The organism is Streptomyces sp. NPDC051636, from assembly GCF_044453765.1.
In the GTDB taxonomy this organism is placed as follows: domain Bacteria; phylum Actinomycetota; class Actinomycetes; order Streptomycetales; family Streptomycetaceae; genus Streptomyces.
The window spans coordinates 14,455-35,060 of record NZ_JBITDA010000044.1 but is presented as its reverse complement, the minus strand read 5'-3'; the positions used below and the strand labels follow the sequence as shown (position 1 = coordinate 35,060).

Genomic DNA, 20,606 nt, shown 5'->3' with positions numbered 1-20,606 from the left:
CATCTCTTCGGGCGTACGGGGGAGGCCCCCGGCCGGGTTACGCTAGATGGTCACCCCTGTCAGCTCACGAAGGTAACCCCCGCGATGTCTGTCGAGTCGGTCTTCCCACAGCTCGAGGCCCTGCTCCCGCATGTGCAGAAGCCGATCCAGTACGTAGGCGGCGAGCTCAACTCCACCGTCAAGCCGTGGGACAGCTGTGACGTCCGCTGGGCGCTCATGTACCCGGACGCGTACGAGGTCGGCCTGCCCAACCAGGGCGTCATGATCCTCTACGAGGTCCTCAACGAGCAGGAGGGCGTCCTCGCCGAGCGCACCTACAGCGTGTGGCCGGACCTGGAGGCGCTGATGCGGGAGCACGGCGTCCCGCAGTTCACGGTGGACAGCCACCGCCCGGTGAAGGCCTTCGACGTGTTCGGTCTGTCCTTCTCCACGGAGCTGGGCTACACGAACATGCTCACGGCCCTGGACCTGGCGGGCATCCCCCTGGAGTCCAAGGACCGCACGATCGACGACCCGATCGTGCTCGCGGGCGGCCACGCGGCCTTCAACCCCGAGCCGATCGCCGACTTCATCGACGCGGCCGTCATCGGTGACGGCGAGCAGGCCGTGCTCGACATGACCCGGATCATCCGCGAGTGGAAGGCGGAGGGCCGCCCCGGCGGCCGCGAGGAGGTCCTCTTCCGCCTGGCGAAGACCGGCGGGGTGTACATCCCGGCCTTCTACGACGTCGAGTACCTCCCCGACGGCCGTATCGCCCGCGTGGTCCCGAACAAGTCGGGCGTCCCGTGGCGCGTGTCGAAGCACACGGTCATGGACCTCGACGAGTGGCCGTACCCCAAGCAGCCCCTGGTCCCGCTCGCCGAGACGGTCCACGAGCGCATGTCGGTGGAGATCTTCCGGGGCTGCACGCGCGGCTGCCGCTTCTGCCAGGCGGGCATGATCACCCGCCCGGTCCGCGAACGCTCCATCACGGGCATCGGCGACATGGTCGACAAGGGCCTGAAGGCGACGGGCTTCGAGGAGGTGGGCCTGCTGTCGCTCTCCTCGGCGGACCACTCGGAGATCGGCGACATCGCCAAGGGCCTGGCCGACCGCTACGAGGACGACAAGATCGGCCTTTCGCTGCCCTCCACCCGCGTCGACGCCTTCAACATCGACCTGGCGAACGAGCTGACGCGCAACGGCCGCCGCTCCGGCCTGACCTTCGCCCCGGAGGGCGGCTCGGAACGCATCCGCAAGGTCATCAACAAGATGGTCTCGGAAGAGGACCTGATCAGGACCGTCGCCACCGCCTACGGCAACGGCTGGCGCCAGGTGAAGCTGTACTTCATGTGCGGCCTGCCGACGGAAACGGACGAGGACGTGCTGCAGATCGCCGACATGGCGACCCGCGTCATCCAGAAGGGCCGCGAGGTCTCCGGCTCCAACGACATCCGCTGCACGGTCTCGATCGGCGGCTTCGTCCCCAAGCCCCACACCCCGTTCCAGTGGGCCCCGCAGCTGTCGGCCGAGGAGACGGACGCCCGCCTCGAAAAACTCCGTGACAAGATCCGCGGCGACAAGAAGTACGGCCGCTCCATCGGCTTCCGCTACCACGACGGCAAGCCCGGCATCGTCGAGGGCCTGCTGTCCCGGGGCGACCGCCGCATCGGCGCCGTCATCCGCGCCGTGTACGACGACGGCGGCCGCTTCGACGGCTGGCGCGAGCACTTCTCCTACGACCGCTGGATGCGGTGCGCGGAGAAGGCGCTTGCCCCCTTCGGCGTCGACGTCGACTGGTACACCACCCGCGAGCGCACCTACGAGGAGGTCCTGCCCTGGGACCACCTCGACTCCGGCCTGGACAAGGACTGGCTCTGGGAGGACTGGCAGGACGCCCTCGACGAGACCGAGGTGGAGGACTGCCGGTGGACGCCTTGCTTCGACTGCGGGGTGTGCCCGCAGATGGACACGGCCATACAAATCGGCCCGACCGGCAAGAAGTTGCTTCCCCTGACGGTCAAGAACGCCGCGCCGGCGCCCAGCGGTCACACGCACTGAGGTGAGCGAGGCACTCCACACCGGGTGACGGAAGCGCTGGCCATGTGACCTTCTTGGGCCCCTTCCTGTTCCGGAAGGGGCTCAGTGGTGCGCGGCGAATCGGGTGACCGGCGGCTTTCCGACTGCCCCTGCTCTGTTGCGGAGGGGGTGGCCCGGCGTTGGAATCAAGTGTGAGGCACTTTCGCGGCGCCGTGTCCGCCGGCCGCCCCGCTCCCGGGACGGGGGCCGGCCGGAAGGGGCTCCAGAACGACGCCCTGGGCATGTTCTCCTCGGTGGTCATCGGGCTGGCCTCCACCGCCCCGGCCTACAGCATCGCCGCGACGCTGGGCCTCATCGTGGCGGCGGTCGGCCCGCAGGCCCCGATCGTCACGATGGTGGCGTTCGTCCCGATGCTGCTGATCGCGTACGCCTTCCGGGAGCTCAACGCGAGCAACGCCGACTGCGGAACCACCTTCATCTGGACGACCCGGGCCTTCGGCCCACGCACCGGCTGGATGGGCGGCTGGGGCATCATCGTCGCCAACGTCATCGCCATGGCGAGCCTCGCCGAGATCGCCGGCACCTACAGCTTTCGGTTGGCGGGCCTGAACGGACTGGCGGAGGACCGGCTGTGGACCACCGTGGCGGGCATCGTCTGGATCACCGTGATGACCACGGTCTGCTATGTCGGCATCGAGCTCTCGGCCGCCGTCCAGCGCTGGCTGCTGTGCCTGGAAGCGGGGATGCTGGTCCTTTTCGCCGTGGCCGCGCTGGTCAGGGTCTACACCGACCCTCCCCCGACGGCGATCCATGTCTCCGCCTCCTGGTTCAACCCCTTCGAGGTGTCCTCGGCGAAGGCCCTCACTTCGGGCCTCCTGGCGGCGGTCTTCATCTACTGGGGCTGGGACACCGCCGTCTCGATCAACGAGGAAACCGTCGACAGCACACGCATCCCCGGGCGTGCCGCGGTCATGTCCACCGTGCTGCTCCTGATCATGTACGCGTTCGTGACCACCTCGGCGCAGTCCTTCGCCGGAGTCGGCTCCTCGGGCGTCGGGCTGGGCAACACCGACAACTCCGACGATGTGCTCTCCGGACTGGGCGACGCCGTCTTCGGGAGCCACGACACAGGGCTTCTCCTGTCGAGACTGCTGATCCTCATGGTGCTGACCTCGGCGCTGGCCTCCACCCAGACCACCATCCTGCCGCTGGCCCGGACCGTCTTCTCCATGGCGGTCCACAAGGCCCTCCCCTCCCGGTTCGCCCGGGTCCACCGCAGGTTCCTCACCCCGACCTGGTCGACCGTCGGCATGGGGGCGGTCTCGATCGCCTTCCTGGTCCTGCTGGCCTCCTTCAGCGGGAACGTGCTGGCCGACTCGATCGATTCGGTCGGCCTCGCGATCACGTTCCAGTACGGGCTGACCGGGTTCGCCTGCCTGTGGTACCACCGCAAGATCCTCACCCGCAGCACCAAGGACCTGGTCTTCAAGGGCGTATTGCCAGGGCTGGGCGGGCTGATCATGCTCTGCCTGTTCCTCTACGCCACCTTCGTCTACGCGGCCCCGGGGTACGGTGCGACCAGCGTCGACCTGCCGCTGATCGGACCGACCGGCGGGGTCACCGTTCTGGGCCTGGGTGCCCTGCTGCTCGGTGTCGTGCTGATGCCGGCAGTCACCCGTGGCCACGCGGTGGCCCTGAAACTCCAGCGGAGCCTGCTTCCGCGCCGTCTGCCGCCGCACACCGCCCTCGACTCGGCGAGCCGCTACCTGCCCGCCGACAGCGGGTCCGGGGTGGGCGGCGACTGGTACGACGTAATCCCCCTGTCGGGCACCCGGGTCGGCCTGGTCGTCGGGGACGTGCTCGGTCACGGCCTGCGCGCCGCGGCCACCATGGGACGCCTGCGTACGGGTGTGCGGGTCCTGGCCCGGCTGGACCTGAGCCCGGACGAGCTCCTGGCCCGCCTGGACGACCTGGTCGAGCAGACCGCGCACGAGCGCGAGGCCGGCCACGGTCCGGGCCACCCGAGGCCGCAGGCCGACGAGGCCCGGGGGGTGAGCTGCCTGTACGTGGTGTACGACCCCGTCTCGGGGAGGTGCAGCCTGGCGCGGGCCGGGGAGTCGGTGCTGGCGGTCGTCGAACCGCACACGTGCGTCGTCGACTATCCGGAACTGCCTCCCGGACCGCCGCTGGGAATCGGTGGCCTGCCCTACCGGAGCACGGAACTTCAGCTCTCGCCGGGCAGCCTCGTCGCCCTCTTCACGGGAGGCCTCCTCCAGGCGGCCGACGGCCGGGACGCCGGGCTCGGGCAGCTGTCCCAGGTTCTCGCCGACGGCGGAACGTCCCTGGAAGAGCTGTGCGACCGGGCGGTGACCACCCTGCTGCCCGGGCCGGTCGACGAGGACGCGACGCTGCTCGTGGCCCGCACACGCCTGCTCGACCGGAACCAGTTCACCCAGTGGGAACCGCCCCCGGACCCGGCGGCGGTGGCCACCATCCGCACCGCCGTCAGCAAGCAGCTCGGCGACTGGGGGCTGGACGACCTGGCGTTCACCAGTGAGCTCATCGTCAGCGAACTGGTCACCAACGCCATCCGCTACGTCGGCGGCCCGATCCAGGTACGCCTGATCCGTGACCGGACCCTGATCTGCGAAGTCTCCGACACCGGCCACACCGCGCCCAATCTGCGGCACGCCGCGAGCGACGACGAGGGAGGCCGGGGCCTGTTCATCATCGCGCAGTTGACCCACCACTGGGGCACCCGCTACACCTCCACCGGCAAGACGATCTGGACCGAGCAGGACCTGCCGCCGAGCGGGGAGTGACCGGTACGCCGAGCCCGGTGGGCTTTCGCACGGATAATCTACTGACACGAAGGGCCGACGTCGGGGAGGTCCGTATGGGGCGTTTGGGGAGACTGGTCCAGTGTCGAGGCGTAGGGTGCCCGCGGGTGCCTGGATAACCGGGCTGTTGGTGGGGGCACTTGCCGTGGTGCTCGTGCTGTCCGTGCAGGCCCGGAGGGACATTCCGAACGCGCTGACCGGTGGTGCGTCCCCGACGCCGAGTGCGAAGGCTCCCCACTCCTCCGCGCCCGAGCCGCCGCGGTACGAGGTGCCCGCCGGCTCCGGTTCGGGACGCCGGGTGGTGTATTCGGTGGGGCAGAAGCGGGTGTGGCTGGTCGGGGCCGACGGGAAGTCCCTGCGTACGTTCGGGGTCTGGCCCGGGACGGTGACGCCGGCCAAGGGGGCCTATTCCGTGACGTTCCGGCGTGAGACGGGCGTCGGCAGTGACGGCGTGGAGATAGAGAACGCCGTTTACTTCGGGACTTCTTCCGCTTTCTCCAATGCGGTCGACGGGTCGTCACCGTCGCCCAGTCCCGGCCTGCGCACCGGCGCCGTACGCGAGCGCGCGGCGGACGGCAAGGCGATGTGGGACTTCGCCACCAAGGGGACGACCGTCCAGGTCGTCGGTTAGCCGCCGCCGGACATGGAGATGCAGAAGCCGCCGCCCCCGCCCGAGCGCGCGCAGGGGTGTCTCGTCGTCGCGCTCCGGATTCCCGTACGGATCGTCGTGCTCGTGCTGGTCGTGCCGGTGCGGCTGGTGTGGGACGCGTCGGCGGCCGTGGCGCGGTTCCTGTGGCGGTACCTGCTGACGCCCGTCGGCAGGGGGATCGCCTGGCTCGTCCACACGCTCGTCGTGGTGCCCCTGGGGTGGCTGTACCGGTATCTGCTCACGCCCCTCGGGCACGCCCTGGTCCGGCTGTACGCGCGCGTGCTCACACCGGTCGGGCACGCGGTGATGTGGGTGCTCAGACCGGTGGGGCAGGCCGTCGCCCGGGTGGTGCGGATGGTCGCCACCGGCATCGGCATGGTCCTGTCCGGCATCGGCACCGTCCTGTACTGGATCGCCCGTGTCCTGCTGGTGCTGCCCGCGCTCGCCCTGTGGCGGTGGGTGCTCACGCCGGTCGGCCGGGTGCTCGCGGTGATCGGGCGCGAGATCGGGGCCGCGCTCGGGCACGCCTGGCGGATCGCCGGGTATGTCTCGCTCGCTGTCGGACGGGTCCTCGGGACCCTCATCCGGTGGATCTTCGTGGAGCCGGCGCGGTGGGTGTACCGCACCGTCCTCACGCCGGTCGGGCATGTCGTACGGGACCTGGTGCTGCGGCCCGTCGCCGAGGCCGCCCGGGCCGTGGGGCGGGTCACCCGGCAGGCGCTCGCCGCCGCCCGGGAGGCCGCCCGGCAGGCGCGGGCCGACGTCCGCCGGACGCTCTTCGGCGAGCCCCGGCAGCCGGAGCCGGTGGCCCGGCGGGAACCCTTGGGCCGCGAGACACGTACTCTTGGTAGCAGTACGACCGCTCTCACGAAGGACTAGGACACTGGGCAAGCGACAGCCCGAAGGCCCGCCGCCCGCTCCCGCGGTGCAGCGCATCCGACTGCGCTACACCAAGCGCGGCCGCCTCCGGTTCACCAGCCACCGTGACTTCCAGCGCGCCTTCGAGCGTGCGCTGCGCCGTGCCGAGGTGCCGATGGCGTACTCGGCGGGGTTCACGCCGCATCCGAAGGTGTCGTACGCCAATGCCGCACCCACCGGCACGGGCAGTGAGGCGGAGTACCTGGAGATCGCGCTCACCGAGGCGCGTGACCCGGAGAAGTTGCGCGTCCTCCTCGACGAGTCGTTGCCCGCCGGGCTCGACGTCATCGAGGCGGTAGAGGCCCGTACGCCGGGGCTCGCCGACCGGCTGACGGCTTCCGTGTGGGAGCTGCGGCTGGACGGCGTCGACCCGGCCGAGGCGCAGCGCGCGGTGGCGGCCTTCAACGGGGCCGGCACCGTCGAGGTCCAGCGCATGACCAAGAACGGCGTCCGTACCTTCGACGCCCGCTCGGCCGTCGTGAACCTCGAGTGCTCCTCGAGTGAGGAAACACAGAGTTCGCAGGCTGATAGGCCGATCGACCAGCCCTGTGCGATACTGCGGCTGGTTGTTCGGCACGTGACGCCTGCCGTACGACCCGACGACGTCCTGTCCGGACTCCGCGCCGTGGCCGACCTGGCGCCGCCGGTCCCCGCAGCGGTGACCAGGCTGGCGCAGGGGCTGTTCGATGAAGAGACCGGCACGGTGACCGACCCGCTCGCGCCCGACCGCGAGGCAGTGGCGGCCCTCACAACGGCCGCTCCCACTGCCGCCGCGACGGCGCCGGTGACGGAAGGTTCCGCGTAGGGACGGACGTCGTAGCGCCGCCCTCGTACTCGGGAGCCACCTGGGTCGGGCAGCGCACCGACCAGAAGACTTTCGCCAGGCCGTACGCATTCGGCGTACGGAACCGGCGAGACAGGACACAGAGAGCTCCCGTGTGGCGCCCGCGCCCCGGACGGCGGCACCGCGCACCGCGCGAGCCGCGGACGTCAACGGCGGTCGACCAGATCGACGCCGGACCAGGCGCGGCGCCCGGGAGCCTGACGGGAGAAACGCCCGCATGCTCGAGCCGACCGAACCCACAGAGGGTTCCGAACCCAACACCCCCAGCGACACCCTGCCGCCGCGTCGTCGGCGCCGTGCCGCTTCCCGCCCCGCGGGGCCGCCCGCCGGAGCCGAGGCCCCGGCCGAGGTCACCGCGCCGGCCCTAGCGGCCGCCGAGGTCGACGAGGTCGAGGAGAAGGTGGCCGCCGAGGCCCCCGCCGTCGTAGAGGAGGCCGCGCCCGCCGGGCGTCCGCGTCGTCGTGCGACCCGCCGGGCGTCCGCGCCCGTCGGTTCCCCGGCGTCGGCGGAAACCGCCGAGACGGTCGTACCCGCCGCTGCCCCGGCTGCCGAGGAGGCGCCCGCGGCCGTCGCGCCGGCCGAGGCCGACGAGGCCGCGGAGGAGCCCGCTCCGCCCCGTACCCGCCGCCGTGCCACGCGCCGCGTGGCCGCGCCGGCCGGTGCTCCCGCGCCGGCGGAGGTCAGCGAGACCGGGACCGGGACCGCAGTGGCCCCTGCGCCCGAGGCCGCTCCGGCCGCCGCCGAGACGGAGGTCGCCGAGGCGCCCGCGGTCGTGGAGGAGGCCGCGCCCGCCGCCCGTGCGCGTCGCCGTGCGGCTCGCCGGGCGTCCGCGCCCGCCGGTGCGCCGAAGGCCGCCGAGGAGGCCACCGAGGTCGCTGAGGTGGACCAGACCGCCCCGACCACCGCGGCTGACGTGACCAGCGAGGTCACCGAGGTCACCGAGGCCCCCGCTGCCGCCGAGGCCCCGGCCCCCTCCGCCGAGGAGGAGGCCGCCCCGCGCCGTACCCGCCGCCGTGCCACGCGCCGCGTGACCGCGCCGGCCGGTGCCGCCGTGACCGAAGAGGCTTCCGTGACCGAAGAGGCACCCGCACCCGCCGCCGAGCCCGAGCAGGCCGCCGAAGCCCCGGCCGTCGAGGCGCCGCAGGCTCCCGCCGCCGAAGCGCGGCAGGCCCCCGCCGAGGCTGCCGCCCCGCGTCGCCGCCGCCGGGCCGAGCGGCAGGCCGCGACCGGCTTCGCCGAGCCCGCGCAGCCCGTCGCCGCCGAGGCCGAGGCGCCGCGTCGCCCGGCACGGCCCGCCGTGGCCGTGTTCCAGGCGCCCGTTTTCACCGAGCCGAAGTTCCAGACCCCGCAGCGGGCCGCCGCCGAAGCGGCCGCCGAGGCTGCCGAGGTCGATGACCTCGATGAGGTCGAGGAGGTCGAGGAGATCCGGGCGGCCGAGGAGTTCCCGGAGGAGCAGACCGGCTCGCGTCGCCGCCGTCGCCGCCGGGGCGCCGACTACGGCGACGAGGCCGAGGCCCGGACCGCCGAGACCACCGTCGAGGACGAGGCCGAGGAGGCCGAGGAGCCGGAGGAGCCGGTCGAGGACGCCGCCGAGGGCGACGAGGCCGAGGAGACCGGTTCGCGTCGGCGTCGTCGGCGCGGTGGCCGGCGCCGTCGTCGCGGTGACGCCGTCGACGGCGAGACCGGTGAGGGCGCGGACGCCGAGGCCGAGGAACTCGCCGCCGAGCAGGCCGAGCAGGACGCCGAGGACACCGCCGAGCAGGAGGAAGAGGACGTCGAGGAGGCCCGTTCGGAGGAGTCCGGCGGCTCCAGCTCCAGCAGCCGTCGCCGCCGCCGGCGCCGTCGTCGCGCCGGTGACTCCGGCGTCGACACCGAGCTCGGCGAGGACGACCCGGAGCGCACGGTCGTCAAGGTCCGCGAGCCCCGCAAGGCCGCCGAGCCGTCCGACGAGGTGCAGTCCATCAGGGGCTCGACCCGCCTGGAGGCCAAGAAGCAGCGCCGCCGGGAAGGCCGCGAGCAGGGCCGCCGCCGCGTCCCGATCATCACCGAGGCCGAGTTCCTGGCCCGCCGCGAGGCCGTCGAGCGCGTGATGGTCGTCCGGCAGAACGGCGACCGCACGCAGATCGGCGTCCTGGAGGACGGCGTGCTCGTCGAGCACTACGTCAACAAGGAGCAGTCGACCTCGTACGTCGGCAACGTCTACCTGGGCAAGGTCCAGAACGTGCTGCCGTCGATGGAGGCCGCCTTCATCGACATCGGCAAGGGCCGCAACGCCGTCCTGTACGCCGGTGAGGTCAACTTCGAGGCGCTGGGCATGGCCAACGGGCCGCGCCGTATCGAGTCCGCCCTGAAGTCCGGCCAGCCGGTCCTCGTCCAGGTGACGAAGGACCCCATCGGGCACAAGGGCGCCCGTCTGACCAGCCAGGTATCCCTCCCGGGCCGTTACCTCGTGTACGTCCCCGAGGGCTCCATGACCGGCATCAGCCGCAAGCTGCCCGACACCGAGAGGGCCCGGCTGAAGAGCATCCTGAAGAAGATCGTCCCCGACGACGCGGGCGTCATCGTGCGCACCGCCGCCGAGGGTGCGAGCGAGGACGAGCTGCGCCGGGACGTCGAGCGGCTGCAGGCGCAGTGGGAGGACATCCAGAAGAAGTCCAAGAACGGCAACGCGCCGACGCTGCTGTACGGCGAGCCGGACATGACCGTCCGGGTCGTGCGCGACATCTTCAACGAGGACTTCTCCAAGGTCATCGTCAGCGGCGAGGACGCGTGGGAGACCATCCACGGGTACGTCTCGCACGTCGCCCCGGATCTGGCCGACCGGCTGTCGAAGTGGACCTCCGAGGTCGACGTCTTCGCCACGTACCGGATCGACGAGCAACTCGCCAAGGCGCTGGACCGCAAGGTCTGGCTGCCGAGCGGTGGTTCGCTGGTGATCGACCGGACCGAGGCGATGGTCGTCATCGACGTCAACACCGGCAAGTTCACCGGTCAGGGCGGCAACCTCGAGGAGACGGTCACCAGGAACAACCTGGAGGCGGCCGAGGAGATCGTGCGCCAGCTCAGGCTGCGCGACCTCGGCGGCATCATCGTGATCGACTTCATCGACATGGTCCTGGAGTCCAACCGGGACCTGGTGCTGCGGCGCCTGCTCGAGTGCCTGGGCCGCGACCGTACGAAGCACCAGGTGGCCGAAGTGACCTCGCTGGGCCTGGTCCAGATGACCCGCAAGCGGGTCGGCCAGGGCCTGCTGGAGTCCTTCTCCGAGACCTGCGTCCACTGCAACGGCCGTGGTGTCATCGTGCACATGGAGCAGCCGGCCTCCGCCGGGGGCGGCGGCAAGCGCAAGAAGCGCGGACGCGGTGGCGACGGGCAGGTGACCGAGCAGGAGGCCGTGTCCGTGGCCACCGAGGTCGCCGAGACCGCCGAGGAGGAGGCAGAGGCAGAGGCCGAGGCGGAGGTCGTGGCCGAGGTCGCCGAGCCGGTGGCGCTGCCCGCCCCCGGCTTCGCCGCCGACGAGGAGCTGTACAGCAGCGTCGCCGAGGCGGAGGCCGCCGCCACCCGTGGCCGTACGCGGCGCCGGACGAGCCGGCGGGCTTCGGCTCCGGCGGGCGCGCCCAGGGCGGAGACCCGGAAGGCGGAGGCTGCCAAGGCCGAGGCCGCCGAGCCGGAGGTCGCCGAGGCCCCGACCGCCCAGGAGGTCTCCGTCGCGGCGGAGGCCGAGCGTGCGGTGCGGCCGGAGACGGCCGCCGAGGTGCAGGCCGAGCCCGTGGCCGTCGAGGACCCGGTCCTCCACGCGGTCCAGGCCGAGGCTCCCGCCCCGTCCGTCGAGGAGGCCGCGCCCAAGGGCCGTACGCGCCGGCGGGCGACCCGGAAGGTGTCGGCCCCGGCCGGTTCTCCCCCCGGTGCCGAGGCGGCCGTGGTGACGGTCACCGAGCCGGCGGCGCCCGTCGCCGAGACCCTGGCGGCGCAGCCCGAGGCCGCCCCGGCCCCGGCCGAGGAGACGCCCGCCGAGGCCGCCGCCCCGGCCCGCCCGCGCCGCCGTGCCGTGCGCAAGGCCACCGCGCCCACCGCGCCCGAGGAGGCGGCCGTCGTGGTCGTCCCGTCGGCGGAGGTGGCGGAGGCACCGTCGGCGGAGGCTCCGGAGGCTCCCGCCGAGGCCCCGGAAGCGGTCGAGGAGGCCGCCCCGGCCAAGAAGACGGCCCGCAAGGCCGCCAAGAAGGCCACGGCGAAGAAGGCCGCCACGAAGGCGACCGCGGCGAAGAAGACCGCGGCCAAGAAGACGGCCGCCAAGAAGACGACGGCCAAGAAGACGGCGAAGACCGCCAAGACGGCCGCCGCCAAGTCGACGGCGAAGAAGACCACGATCTCCGCCGCCACCGACGAGGCCTGACCCGGCGAGGGCCGAAAGCGAGGTGCGGCCGGTCCACGTGACCGGCCGCACACCGGCGGGGCCCGGCCCGGTTTGACCCCTTCGGCCGTGGCCCCGTAACCTTGACCGTCGGCGTGTCCACTGACACGCCACATCCCCGTAAACCTCTTCCTCCCGGGCACCGGGTTGGCCGGGAGAGGCCGTCCGCGTTTGTCGGGCGGCTGGACTGCGGGGGTGCCGTTCCCCGAGCGAGAGAGTGAGATCCGCGTGTACGCCATCGTGCGCAGCGGTGGTCGCCAGCACAAGGTTGCTGTCGGCGACATCGTTGAGGTTGACAAGATTTCCACTGCCCAGGTTGGCGACACGGTCGAGCTCTCGACCCTGCTCGTTGTCGACGGCGACTCCGTGACCAGCGACCCGTGGGTGCTGGCCGGTATCAAGGTCCAGGCCGAGGTCGTGGACCACCACAAGGGCCAGAAGATCGACATTCTGCGCTACAAGAACAAGACCGGCTACCGTCGTCGTCAGGGCCACCGCCAGCAGTACACGGCGATCAAGGTCACTGAGATCCCCACGGCTGCGAAGTAAGGGACTGAGAACAGATGGCACACAAGAAGGGCGCATCGTCCACCCGGAACGGTCGCGACTCCAACGCCCAGCGGCTCGGCGTGAAGCGCTTCGGCGGTCAGGTCGTCAACGCGGGTGAGATCCTGGTCCGCCAGCGCGGCACCCACTTCCACCCGGGCGCCGGCGTCGGCCGTGGCGGCGACGACACGCTGTTCGCGCTGCAGGCCGGTGCGGTGGAGTTCGGTACCCACCGTGGCCGCAAGGTCGTGAACATCGTTCCGGTCGCCTGAGCTCAGGCTTCAGACCGAACGTTTCGCGAGGCGGACCTCACTTCCCGGTCGGGAAGGCGGGTCCGCCTTTCGCGTGTTACAGCAGTAGACAAGCCCTGAGTAACCGAAGTGCTGGAGGCACCCCACCATGACCACCTTCGTGGACCGCGTCGAGTTGCACGTCGCCGCGGGTAACGGAGGCCACGGCTGTGCCTCCGTCCACCGTGAGAAGTTCAAGCCGCTGGGCGGCCCGGACGGCGGCAACGGCGGCCGGGGCGGTGACGTGATCCTCACCGTCGACCAGTCCGTGACCACGCTCCTCGACTACCACCACTCCCCGCACCGCAAGGCCACCAACGGCAAGCCCGGCGAGGGCGGCAACCGCTCCGGCAAGGACGGGCAGGACCTGATCCTGCCGGTGCCGGACGGCACGGTCGTCCTGGACAAGGCGGGCAACGTGCTCGCCGACCTGGTCGGGCACGGCACGTCCTACGTTGCCGCGCAGGGCGGCCGGGGCGGTCTCGGCAACGCGGCGCTGGCCTCGGCCCGGCGCAAGGCGCCCGGCTTCGCGCTGCTCGGCGTGCCCGGCGACGTCCAGGACATCGTCCTGGAACTGAAGACGGTCGCCGACGTGGCGCTCGTCGGCTACCCGAGCGCCGGCAAGTCCTCGCTGATCTCCGTGCTGAGCGCGGCGAAGCCGAAGATCGCCGACTACCCGTTCACCACCCTCGTGCCCAACCTGGGCGTCGTCACGGCGGGCTCGACCGTGTACACCATCGCCGACGTGCCGGGGCTGATCCCGGGAGCCAGCCAGGGCAAGGGACTGGGCCTGGAGTTCCTGCGGCACGTGGAGCGGTGCAGCGTGCTGGTGCACGTACTGGACACGGCGACGCTGGAGTCCGACCGCGACCCGGTGTCCGACCTCGACATCATCGAGGCGGAGCTGCGCGAGTACGGCGGGCTCGACAACCGCCCCCGGATCGTCGTCCTGAACAAGGTCGACGTGCCCGACGGCAAGGACCTCGCCGAGATGGTGCGGCCCGACTTGGAGGCCCGCGGTTACCGCGTCTTCGAGGTGTCGGCGGTGGCGCACATCGGGCTGAAGGAGCTGTCGTACGCGCTCGGTGAGCTGGTGGGCAGGGCGCGGGCCGCGAAGCCGAAGGAGGAGGCGACACGGATCGTGATCCGGCCGAAGGCCGTCGACGACGCGGGCTTCACGGTGACCCGCGAGGACGACGGGCTGTTCCGGGTGCGCGGCGAGAAGCCCGAACGCTGGGTGCGGCAGACCGACTTCAACAACGACGAGGCCGTCGGCTACCTCGCCGACCGGCTGAACCGCCTCGGTGTCGAAGAGGAGTTGATGAAGGCCGGCGCCCGTGGCGGGGACGGCGTGGCCATCGGCCCGGAGGAGAACGCGGTCGTCTTCGACTGGGAGCCCTCGGTCATGGCCGGCGCGGAGATGCTGGGCCGGCGTGGCGAGGACCACCGGTTCGAGGAGCAGCGGCCGGCTGTGCAGCGGCGCCGCGACCGGCAGGCGGAGCGAGATGATTCGCTGCGGGAGTTCGACGACTTCGAGCCGTTCTAGCCCACTTCGAGTCGTTTCGGTTCACCTGATCGAGGGGCGCCCCGCGTGGGGCGCCCTCTCGCGTTGACGCAGGGACAATTCGAGGCGCCCTCCGGGGCAACCCCCGCGCCCTCCGGCGAGTCGAACAGGACGCCGCGGTCGGGATCGTCATGGATCTCCGCGGTCCCCTGTCTCTCAGACGCCCGGAGCCGACGTGTCCCACCCCCGTTCGTCCCGCCGCCGACTCGCGGCAGCCACCGGCGCCGCCCTGGTCACGGGTGCCCTGCTGGTGCCCGCGGCGGGGACCACCGCCGCCGCGGGGACGCCCAGTGCCAAGCACCTGCACGACGACTTCAACGGGGACGGCTACTCCGACCTCGCGGTGGCGGCGCCCTCGGCGACCGTCGGCGGCAAGAAGACCGCCGGTTACGTCGCCGTCGTGTACGGCTCGGTGAGCGGGCTGCAGACCTCGACGAAGCAGGTGTTCAGCCAGAACAGCGCGGGGGTGCCCGGCGGCGCCGAGACGGGCGACAGGTTCGGCGGCGCGCTGACCACCGCCGACCTGGACAAGGACGGGTACGCGGACCTCGTCGTCGGGGTGGGCGGTGAGGACACGGCCGATGGGACCGACGCCGGGCTCGTCGAGGTGATCTGGGGCGGGCCCCAGGGGCTGTCCGGTGGTGCCTCGCTGGCCGGCGGCAAGGCGTACGACACGCTGGGCGCCCAGGGGCACCTGGCGGCCGGTGACGTCGACGGCGACGGGGCGCCGGACGTGGTGACCGTCGAGAACGCCCACGACCTGCGGGTGCTCAACGGTCCCTTCGCGCGGGACGGCTCCACGGTGCACGGCGGGCAGGTGGTCAGGGACCAGTTCGACAGCCGCGTCCTGGACCTGGCCACGGGCGACCTCAACGGCGACGGCATCACCGACGTGGCGGCCACCGAGAACGACGGTGACGAGTGGGACGCCCGTCGCGTCGTGCACTGGACGGGCACCCACGGCGGGCTCACGGCGTACACGCTGGTGTACGACATCGACGGCGCCGGACTCCAGGGCGGCGAGAACCTCGGCATCGGGGACGTCAACGCCGACGGCTACGCCGACATCGTGGTGGGCCGGGCCGTCGAAGGCTACGACAGCGACCTGGACACCCCGCTGGCCAAGGGCGGCCGGATCACCTGGATCCCGGGCACCTCGGACGGGCCCGACGGGGTGAAGGCGGTGTTCGTCAACCAGGACAGCGCCGGGGTGCCGGGTGTCGCCGAGCCGGGGGACGGCTTCGGCACGGACGTCTCGGTCGCCGACACCGACGGTGACGGCTACGCCGACATCGTGACGGGCCTGCCCGGTGAGGGCTTCGACGGCGTGGCCGGCGCCGGCAGTGCCGTCGTCCTGCGCGGCGCCGCGAACGGGCCGACGGGCAGCGGCGCCGCGTCGTTCAGCCAGAACACGAGTGGCGTGCCCGGTACCGCCGAGACGAGCGACCGCTTCGGCGGTGCCCTGCACCTGGTCGACGCCAACCACGACGGCCGGGCCGAGCCGGCCGTCGGCGCGCCCGGCGAGAACTCGGACGCCGGGGCGGTGTGGGTGTTCAAGTCGACCGGCTCCGGGATCACCCCCACCGGTTCGTTCACCTTCGGCAGCGGCACTCTGGGCACCGTGGCCTCCGGAGCACGGCTGGGATCGGGCTTCTCCTGCTGAACTCCTTGGCAGACAATTCCATCTGACGTCCCATAAGACCCGTTGCGGCCAGATCACGTTCGTCGTTCTGTTCCCGTGTCGCAACGGGTCTTCTGTTGTCTGCCTATCTGTCATGCACGCGAAGGCTTCCGTTCAGCGCGCTGACCCTCCGGCCGTGGGAGCTTCCGAGTGTTCAAGTGGCCACTGTGGCAAGGGAGTTTGCGCATGACCGGAGCATCGCCCGACCGACGCCGGTTTCTGACCGCCGGTGCCGCCGTCCTCGGCGCCGCGGCCTCCGCCCAGCTCTGGCTGCCGACCGCCGCGCGGGCAGCCGAAACACCGCTGCCGGACGGGGTGTTCAGCCTCGGCGTCGCCTCCGGCGATCCGCTGCCGGACGGCATCGTGCTGTGGACCCGGCTCGCCCCCGACCCCCTGGGCGGCGGCGGCATGCCGGACGCCGTGGTCCCGGTGGAGTGGGAACTCGCCGAGGACGAACGCTGCAGAAAGACCGTGCGCCGGGGCGTCGCCCAGGCCCGGCCCGAGTACGGGCACAGCGTTCACGTGGACGTACGGGGGCTGCGCCCGGAGCGCACGTACTGGTACCGCTTCCGCGCCGGCGGCCAGATATCGCCCACCGGCCGCACCCGCACCGCTCCCCACCCGCACCGCAAGGGCGGCTCGCTGCGCATCGCGCTGGCCTCCTGCCAGAACTGGCAGCACGGCTACTTCACCCCGTACGCCGACATGCTCGCCCAGGACCCCGACTTCGTGCTCTTCGTCGGCGACTACATCTACGAATCGTCGCCCTCGGCGACGGCCGTCCGCCGGCACGAGGGCACCGGAGAGCCGTACACCCTGGTCCAGTACCGCAACCGCTACGCCCAGTACCGCTCCGACCCCGGCCTCGCGGCGATGCACGCGAACGCCCCCTGGGTGGTCACCTTCGACGACCACGAGGTGGACAACGACTGGGCCGGGGAGATCCCGCAGGACCCCGGCAAGCAGACGCACGAGGCGTTCGTGGCCCGGCTGACGGCGGCCTTCCAGGCGTACTACGAGCACATGCCGGTCCGCGCCACCGCCGTACCCGACGGCCCCCACATCCAGATGTACCGCCGTCTGGAGTTCGGCCGTCTGGCCCGGCTCAACGTGCTGGACACCCGGCAGTTCCGCAGCGACCAGGCCACCAGCCAGGCCGGCGCCCAGGATCCGTCGATGACCATGCTCGGCGCCGGCCAGAAGGAGTGGCTCCTCGACGGGCTGCAGGACTCCCCGGCGCGCTGGAACCTCATCGCCTCGCAGATCATGATGGCCGAGACCGACCTCCAGCTCGGCGAGGGCAAGCTCTGGTACTACGACGCCTGGGACGGCTACCAGGCCGAACGCAACGCGTTCCTGGAGGAGTTCACGGCCATCCGCAACCCGGTCGTGCTCAGCGGCGACCGGCACCTGACGATGATCAGCGACCTCAAGGAGGACTTCGCCGACCCGGACTCCGACGTCGTCGGCGCCGAGTTCGTCGGCACCTCCATCTCCAGCAGCGGCGACCAGGACCAGGCCGCCTTCCACGCCCAGTGGGACCCGCTGATGGCGGACAACCCGCACTGGAAGGTGATCGACGCCCACCGCGGCTACCACCTCTTCGACATCCGCCGTGACGGCATCGACGCCCGGGTCCGGGTCGTGGACACGGTGCTCAAGCCGCAGGCGACGGCGAGCACGCTGGCCACGCTGCGGGTGGAATCGGACGAACCGGGCGTCCAGGTCGTGTGAGCCGCGCCTCGGACATGCAGTCTGTGTGACGAGAGCCTGGGACTCAGCTGTGGCCCAGGCTCCTCTCAGGTCACCCTCAGGTGTTCCTCTTACCGTTCGTTGGCCATGGAGACGGACTGTACGAAAGACGCCGAACCGACGGCCCTGCCGGTCGGCACCCGCCTGCTGCACATCGGCCCGCACAAGACCGGGACCACCGCCCTCCAGGGCGCCCTGTTCGCCGCGAAGGAGACGCTTCCCCGGTACGGCGTCGAGTTCCCGGCGCCCAGCCGCCACCCCATGGAGGCCGCCCTCGCCGCCTGCGCCCGGCCCGCGATGATGGGGGACGCCCGCCCCACCGGCGAGCACTGGACCCGGCTGCTGGAACAGGTGCACGCCACCGGCGGACGCACCTCGGTGGTCAGCAGCGAGTTCTTCGCCGACGCCCCGGACGGCGCCACCATCGAGCGGATCGTCGGCCGGCTCGGCGGTGACCGCGTGCACGTACTGGTCACCCTGCGCCCGCTGACGAAGATCATGCCCTCGCAGTGGCAGCAGTACGTCCAGAACGGGCTGCGCATGGGCTATGAGGACTGGCTGGAGCACATGCTCCGCAAGGCCCCGTACGAGAAGCCCAACCCCAGCTTCTGGCACCGCCACCGGCACGACCGCCTCGTGGAGCGCTGGGCCCGGGTGGTCGGCCCCGAGGGGGTCACCGTCGTCGTGGTCGACGACCGGGACCGGAGTGGTCTGCTGCGCACCTTCGAGGCGCTGCTCGGTCTGCCCGCCGATCTCCTGCAGCTCGTTCCGGACACGGCGAATCGGTCCCTTACCCGCGCCGAGACCGAAATGCTGCGGAATCTTAATGTGGAATTCCGCGGCAATGGACTGCCCGATGAGCTGTATTCCAGGCTCGTCCGCAACGGCGCGGTCATGCATATGAAGAACGCGTGCAGCCCCACCCCCCGGGACGTGAAGATCACCACGCCCCGGTGGGCCGTCGAGGCCGCCGCCGCGATCGGCGCCGAAACAGCCGGACGGATCGACGCGTCGGGCGTCCGTGTCCTCGGTGATCCGGCCCTGCTGTCCGCCGTTCCGGAGCAGCCCGAGGCGGTGCCCGACGAGGCCCGCATCGCGCCGGAGGTGGCCGCTCGGGCGCTGTACGGAGCCCTGGCCGCGGCCGCTTCCGTGCCCGTCCGCCCCGCGCGGGCGCGCAGTGTTCACCAGACGCCGTCGAAGGAACTCGTCCGCGTACTCGGGCACCGCTGCCTGAAGCGGCTGCGCCGGCGCTGAAGACTCCGCCGGCGCTTGTGGAGTTACTCACAGAAATTCCATGGAACGCACAAAGAGGGCATCGCTCGTCACCAGCGGTGCAAGGTGAATGAGAGGTTGCGCGCACATATGCGGTGGCGGTCGCTCACCTTGCACTGCGGTAACCCGAAGTGGGACCATTTCCGCGTTCCCTGTCGCCCCAAGGTAGGTCACCTGTGTCCCAGCACATAGCCAAGCCCCGTACCACCGCAGTGATCCTGGCCGGTGGCACCGGTCAGCGGGTGGGTCTGTCGATCCCCAAGCAGCTGCTGAAGATCGCCGGCAAGGCAGTCATCGAGCACACCCTGACCACCTTCGAGAGGGCCGACTCGATCGACGACATCATCGTGCTGATGGCGCCGGGCTACGTGCCCGACATCGAGAAGATCGTCGCCAAGGCCGGGTTCCGGAAGGTCAAGAAGATCATCGAGGGCGGCTCGACGCGGAACGAGACCACCGAGCGCGCCATCGCGGCCCTGGGCGAGGGCCTGGCCGAGGGTGAGGACCTCAACGTCCTCTTCCACGACGCCGTACGCCCCCTGCTGTCCCAGCGCGTCATCGACGACTGCGTGGCGGCCCTGGAGCGTTACGAGGCCGTGGACGTCGCCATCCCGTCCGCGGACACCATCATCGTCACGCGCACGCACGGCCAGGACGGCGAGTTCATCACCGAGATCCCGGACCGCTCCCGGCTGCGCCGCGGCCAGACCCCGCAGGCCTTCAAGCTGTCCACGATCCGCCGGGCCTACGAGGTCGCCGCCGGCGATCCCAACTTCCAGGCCACCGACGACTGCTCCGTCGTGCTCAAGTACCTGCCGGACGTGCCGGTCCACGTCGTCGCGGGCGACGAGTACAACATGAAGGTGACGCAGCCGGTCGACGTCTTCATCGCCGACAAGCTCTTCCAGCTCGCCTCCACCGCCGCGCCCGAGCAGAACGGCGAGGAGGACTACCGCCGGCTGCTCACCGGCAAGACGATCGTCATCTTCGGCGGCTCCTACGGCATCGGCAAGGACATCGCCGAACTCGCCGAGTCCTACGGCGCCTCCGTGTACGCGCTGGGCCGCTCCACCACCGGCACCCACGTGGAGAACCCGGAGGAGGTCGACGACGCGCTGTCCAAGGCGTACGCGGAGACCGGCCGGATCGACTACGTCGTCAACACCGCGGGCGTACTGCGCATAGGCAAGCTGGCCGAGACCGACAACGCCACCATCGAGGAGGCGCTGAAGGTCAACTACCTCGCCCCGGTGCAGATCGCGCGGTCCTCGTACAAGTACCTGGCGGAGACCAAGGGCCAGCTGCTGCTCTACACCTCCAGCAGCTACACCCGCGGCCGCGCCGAGTACAGCCTCTACTCCTCCACCAAGGCCGCCATGGTGAACCTCACCCAGGCGCTGTCCGACGAGTGGGCCGGCGACGGCATCCGCGTCAACTGCATCAACCCCGAGCGCACCGCCACCCCGATGCGCACCAAGGCCTTCGGCCAGGAGCCCGCGGGCAGCCTGCTCTCCTCCGAGGCGGTGGCCCGTACCTCGCTCGACGTGCTGCTGTCGGAGCTGACCGGGCACGTCATCGACGTCCGCCAGCAGGACCCGACGGCGGGTGCCGCCAAGGCGAGCGGGTTCGAGCAGGCGCTGGCCTCGGTCCTGGACCGTCAGGACGGCGTGTAATAATCAAGATAATTAGCGATCAGGAATTCAGGCCTCTGTGGGTGCTCGTTCAACGGGTATTCGCAGAGGCCTGAGTCCGTACACCTCGCGAATTACCGATTAACCCGCACACCTCTCGGCATTTCAGAACAAAACCGGCACTCCCCC

At 71.3% G+C, this 20,606-nt stretch carries 13 protein-coding genes; all 13 read left to right on the top strand.

Annotated elements, in window-relative coordinates; all coding sequences use genetic code 11:
• Positions 1–84 precede the first annotated feature (84 nt).
• The 13 genes from ACIBBH_RS39675 (at position 85) to ACIBBH_RS39615 (ending at position 20,459) form a co-directional block, all read left to right on the top strand.
• Complete coding sequence (locus ACIBBH_RS39675) at positions 85–2,040, top strand: TIGR03960 family B12-binding radical SAM protein (protein WP_399413419.1); 1,956 nt, start codon at positions 85–87, stop codon at positions 2,038–2,040.
• Between the two features lie 170 nt (positions 2,041–2,210).
• A complete protein-coding gene (locus tag ACIBBH_RS39670) occupies positions 2,211–4,841 on the top strand; it encodes an amino acid permease (protein ID WP_399413417.1) in 2,631 nt (876 codons plus the stop codon).
• Positions 4,842–4,941: 100 nt separating this feature from the next.
• Positions 4,942–5,490 (top strand): hypothetical protein, encoded by a 549-nt coding sequence (locus ACIBBH_RS39665; RefSeq protein ID WP_399413415.1) that lies wholly within the window; start codon positions 4,942–4,944, stop codon positions 5,488–5,490.
• A gap of 12 nt (positions 5,491–5,502) precedes the next feature.
• Positions 5,503–6,387 (top strand): hypothetical protein, encoded by an 885-nt coding sequence (locus ACIBBH_RS39660; protein WP_399413413.1) that lies wholly within the window; start codon positions 5,503–5,505, stop codon positions 6,385–6,387.
• 46 nt (positions 6,388–6,433) lie between these two features.
• Positions 6,434–7,231 carry a TIGR03936 family radical SAM-associated protein gene (locus ACIBBH_RS39655; protein ID WP_399413411.1) on the top strand — a complete coding sequence of 266 codons (798 nt, stop codon included), beginning with the start codon at positions 6,434–6,436 and terminating at the stop codon, positions 7,229–7,231.
• Between the two features lie 256 nt (positions 7,232–7,487).
• Positions 7,488–11,663: an Rne/Rng family ribonuclease gene (locus ACIBBH_RS39650; RefSeq protein WP_399413409.1), complete on the top strand. Its 4,176-nt coding sequence runs from the start codon at positions 7,488–7,490 to the stop codon at positions 11,661–11,663.
• Between the two features lie 246 nt (positions 11,664–11,909).
• Positions 11,910–12,230, top strand: a complete 321-nt coding sequence (rplU, locus tag ACIBBH_RS39645) for a 50S ribosomal protein L21 (RefSeq protein ID WP_399413407.1) — start codon at positions 11,910–11,912, stop codon at positions 12,228–12,230.
• Positions 12,231–12,244: 14 nt separating this feature from the next.
• The gene (gene rpmA / locus ACIBBH_RS39640; RefSeq protein WP_023550764.1) at positions 12,245–12,499 is read left to right on the top strand and encodes a 50S ribosomal protein L27; all 255 of its coding nucleotides are present in this window, start codon (positions 12,245–12,247) and stop codon (positions 12,497–12,499) included.
• 127 nt (positions 12,500–12,626) lie between these two features.
• Positions 12,627–14,063 (top strand): GTPase ObgE, encoded by a 1,437-nt coding sequence (obgE, locus tag ACIBBH_RS39635; protein ID WP_399413405.1) that lies wholly within the window; start codon positions 12,627–12,629, stop codon positions 14,061–14,063.
• A gap of 193 nt (positions 14,064–14,256) precedes the next feature.
• Positions 14,257–15,744, top strand: a complete 1,488-nt coding sequence (locus tag ACIBBH_RS39630; RefSeq protein ID WP_399413403.1) for an FG-GAP and VCBS repeat-containing protein — start codon at positions 14,257–14,259, stop codon at positions 15,742–15,744.
• Between the two features lie 204 nt (positions 15,745–15,948).
• Positions 15,949–17,496, top strand: coding sequence for an alkaline phosphatase D family protein (locus ACIBBH_RS39625; RefSeq protein ID WP_399413401.1), 1,548 nt, complete (start codon positions 15,949–15,951; stop codon positions 17,494–17,496).
• A gap of 105 nt (positions 17,497–17,601) precedes the next feature.
• On the top strand, positions 17,602–18,768 hold the full coding sequence (locus tag ACIBBH_RS39620) for a hypothetical protein (protein WP_399413399.1): 1,167 nt from the start codon (positions 17,602–17,604) through the stop codon (positions 18,766–18,768).
• A 194-nt stretch (positions 18,769–18,962) separates the two neighbouring features.
• Positions 18,963–20,459, top strand: coding sequence for a D-ribitol-5-phosphate cytidylyltransferase (locus ACIBBH_RS39615; RefSeq protein WP_399413397.1), 1,497 nt, complete (start codon positions 18,963–18,965; stop codon positions 20,457–20,459).
• The last annotated feature ends 147 nt before the right edge of the window (positions 20,460–20,606 follow it).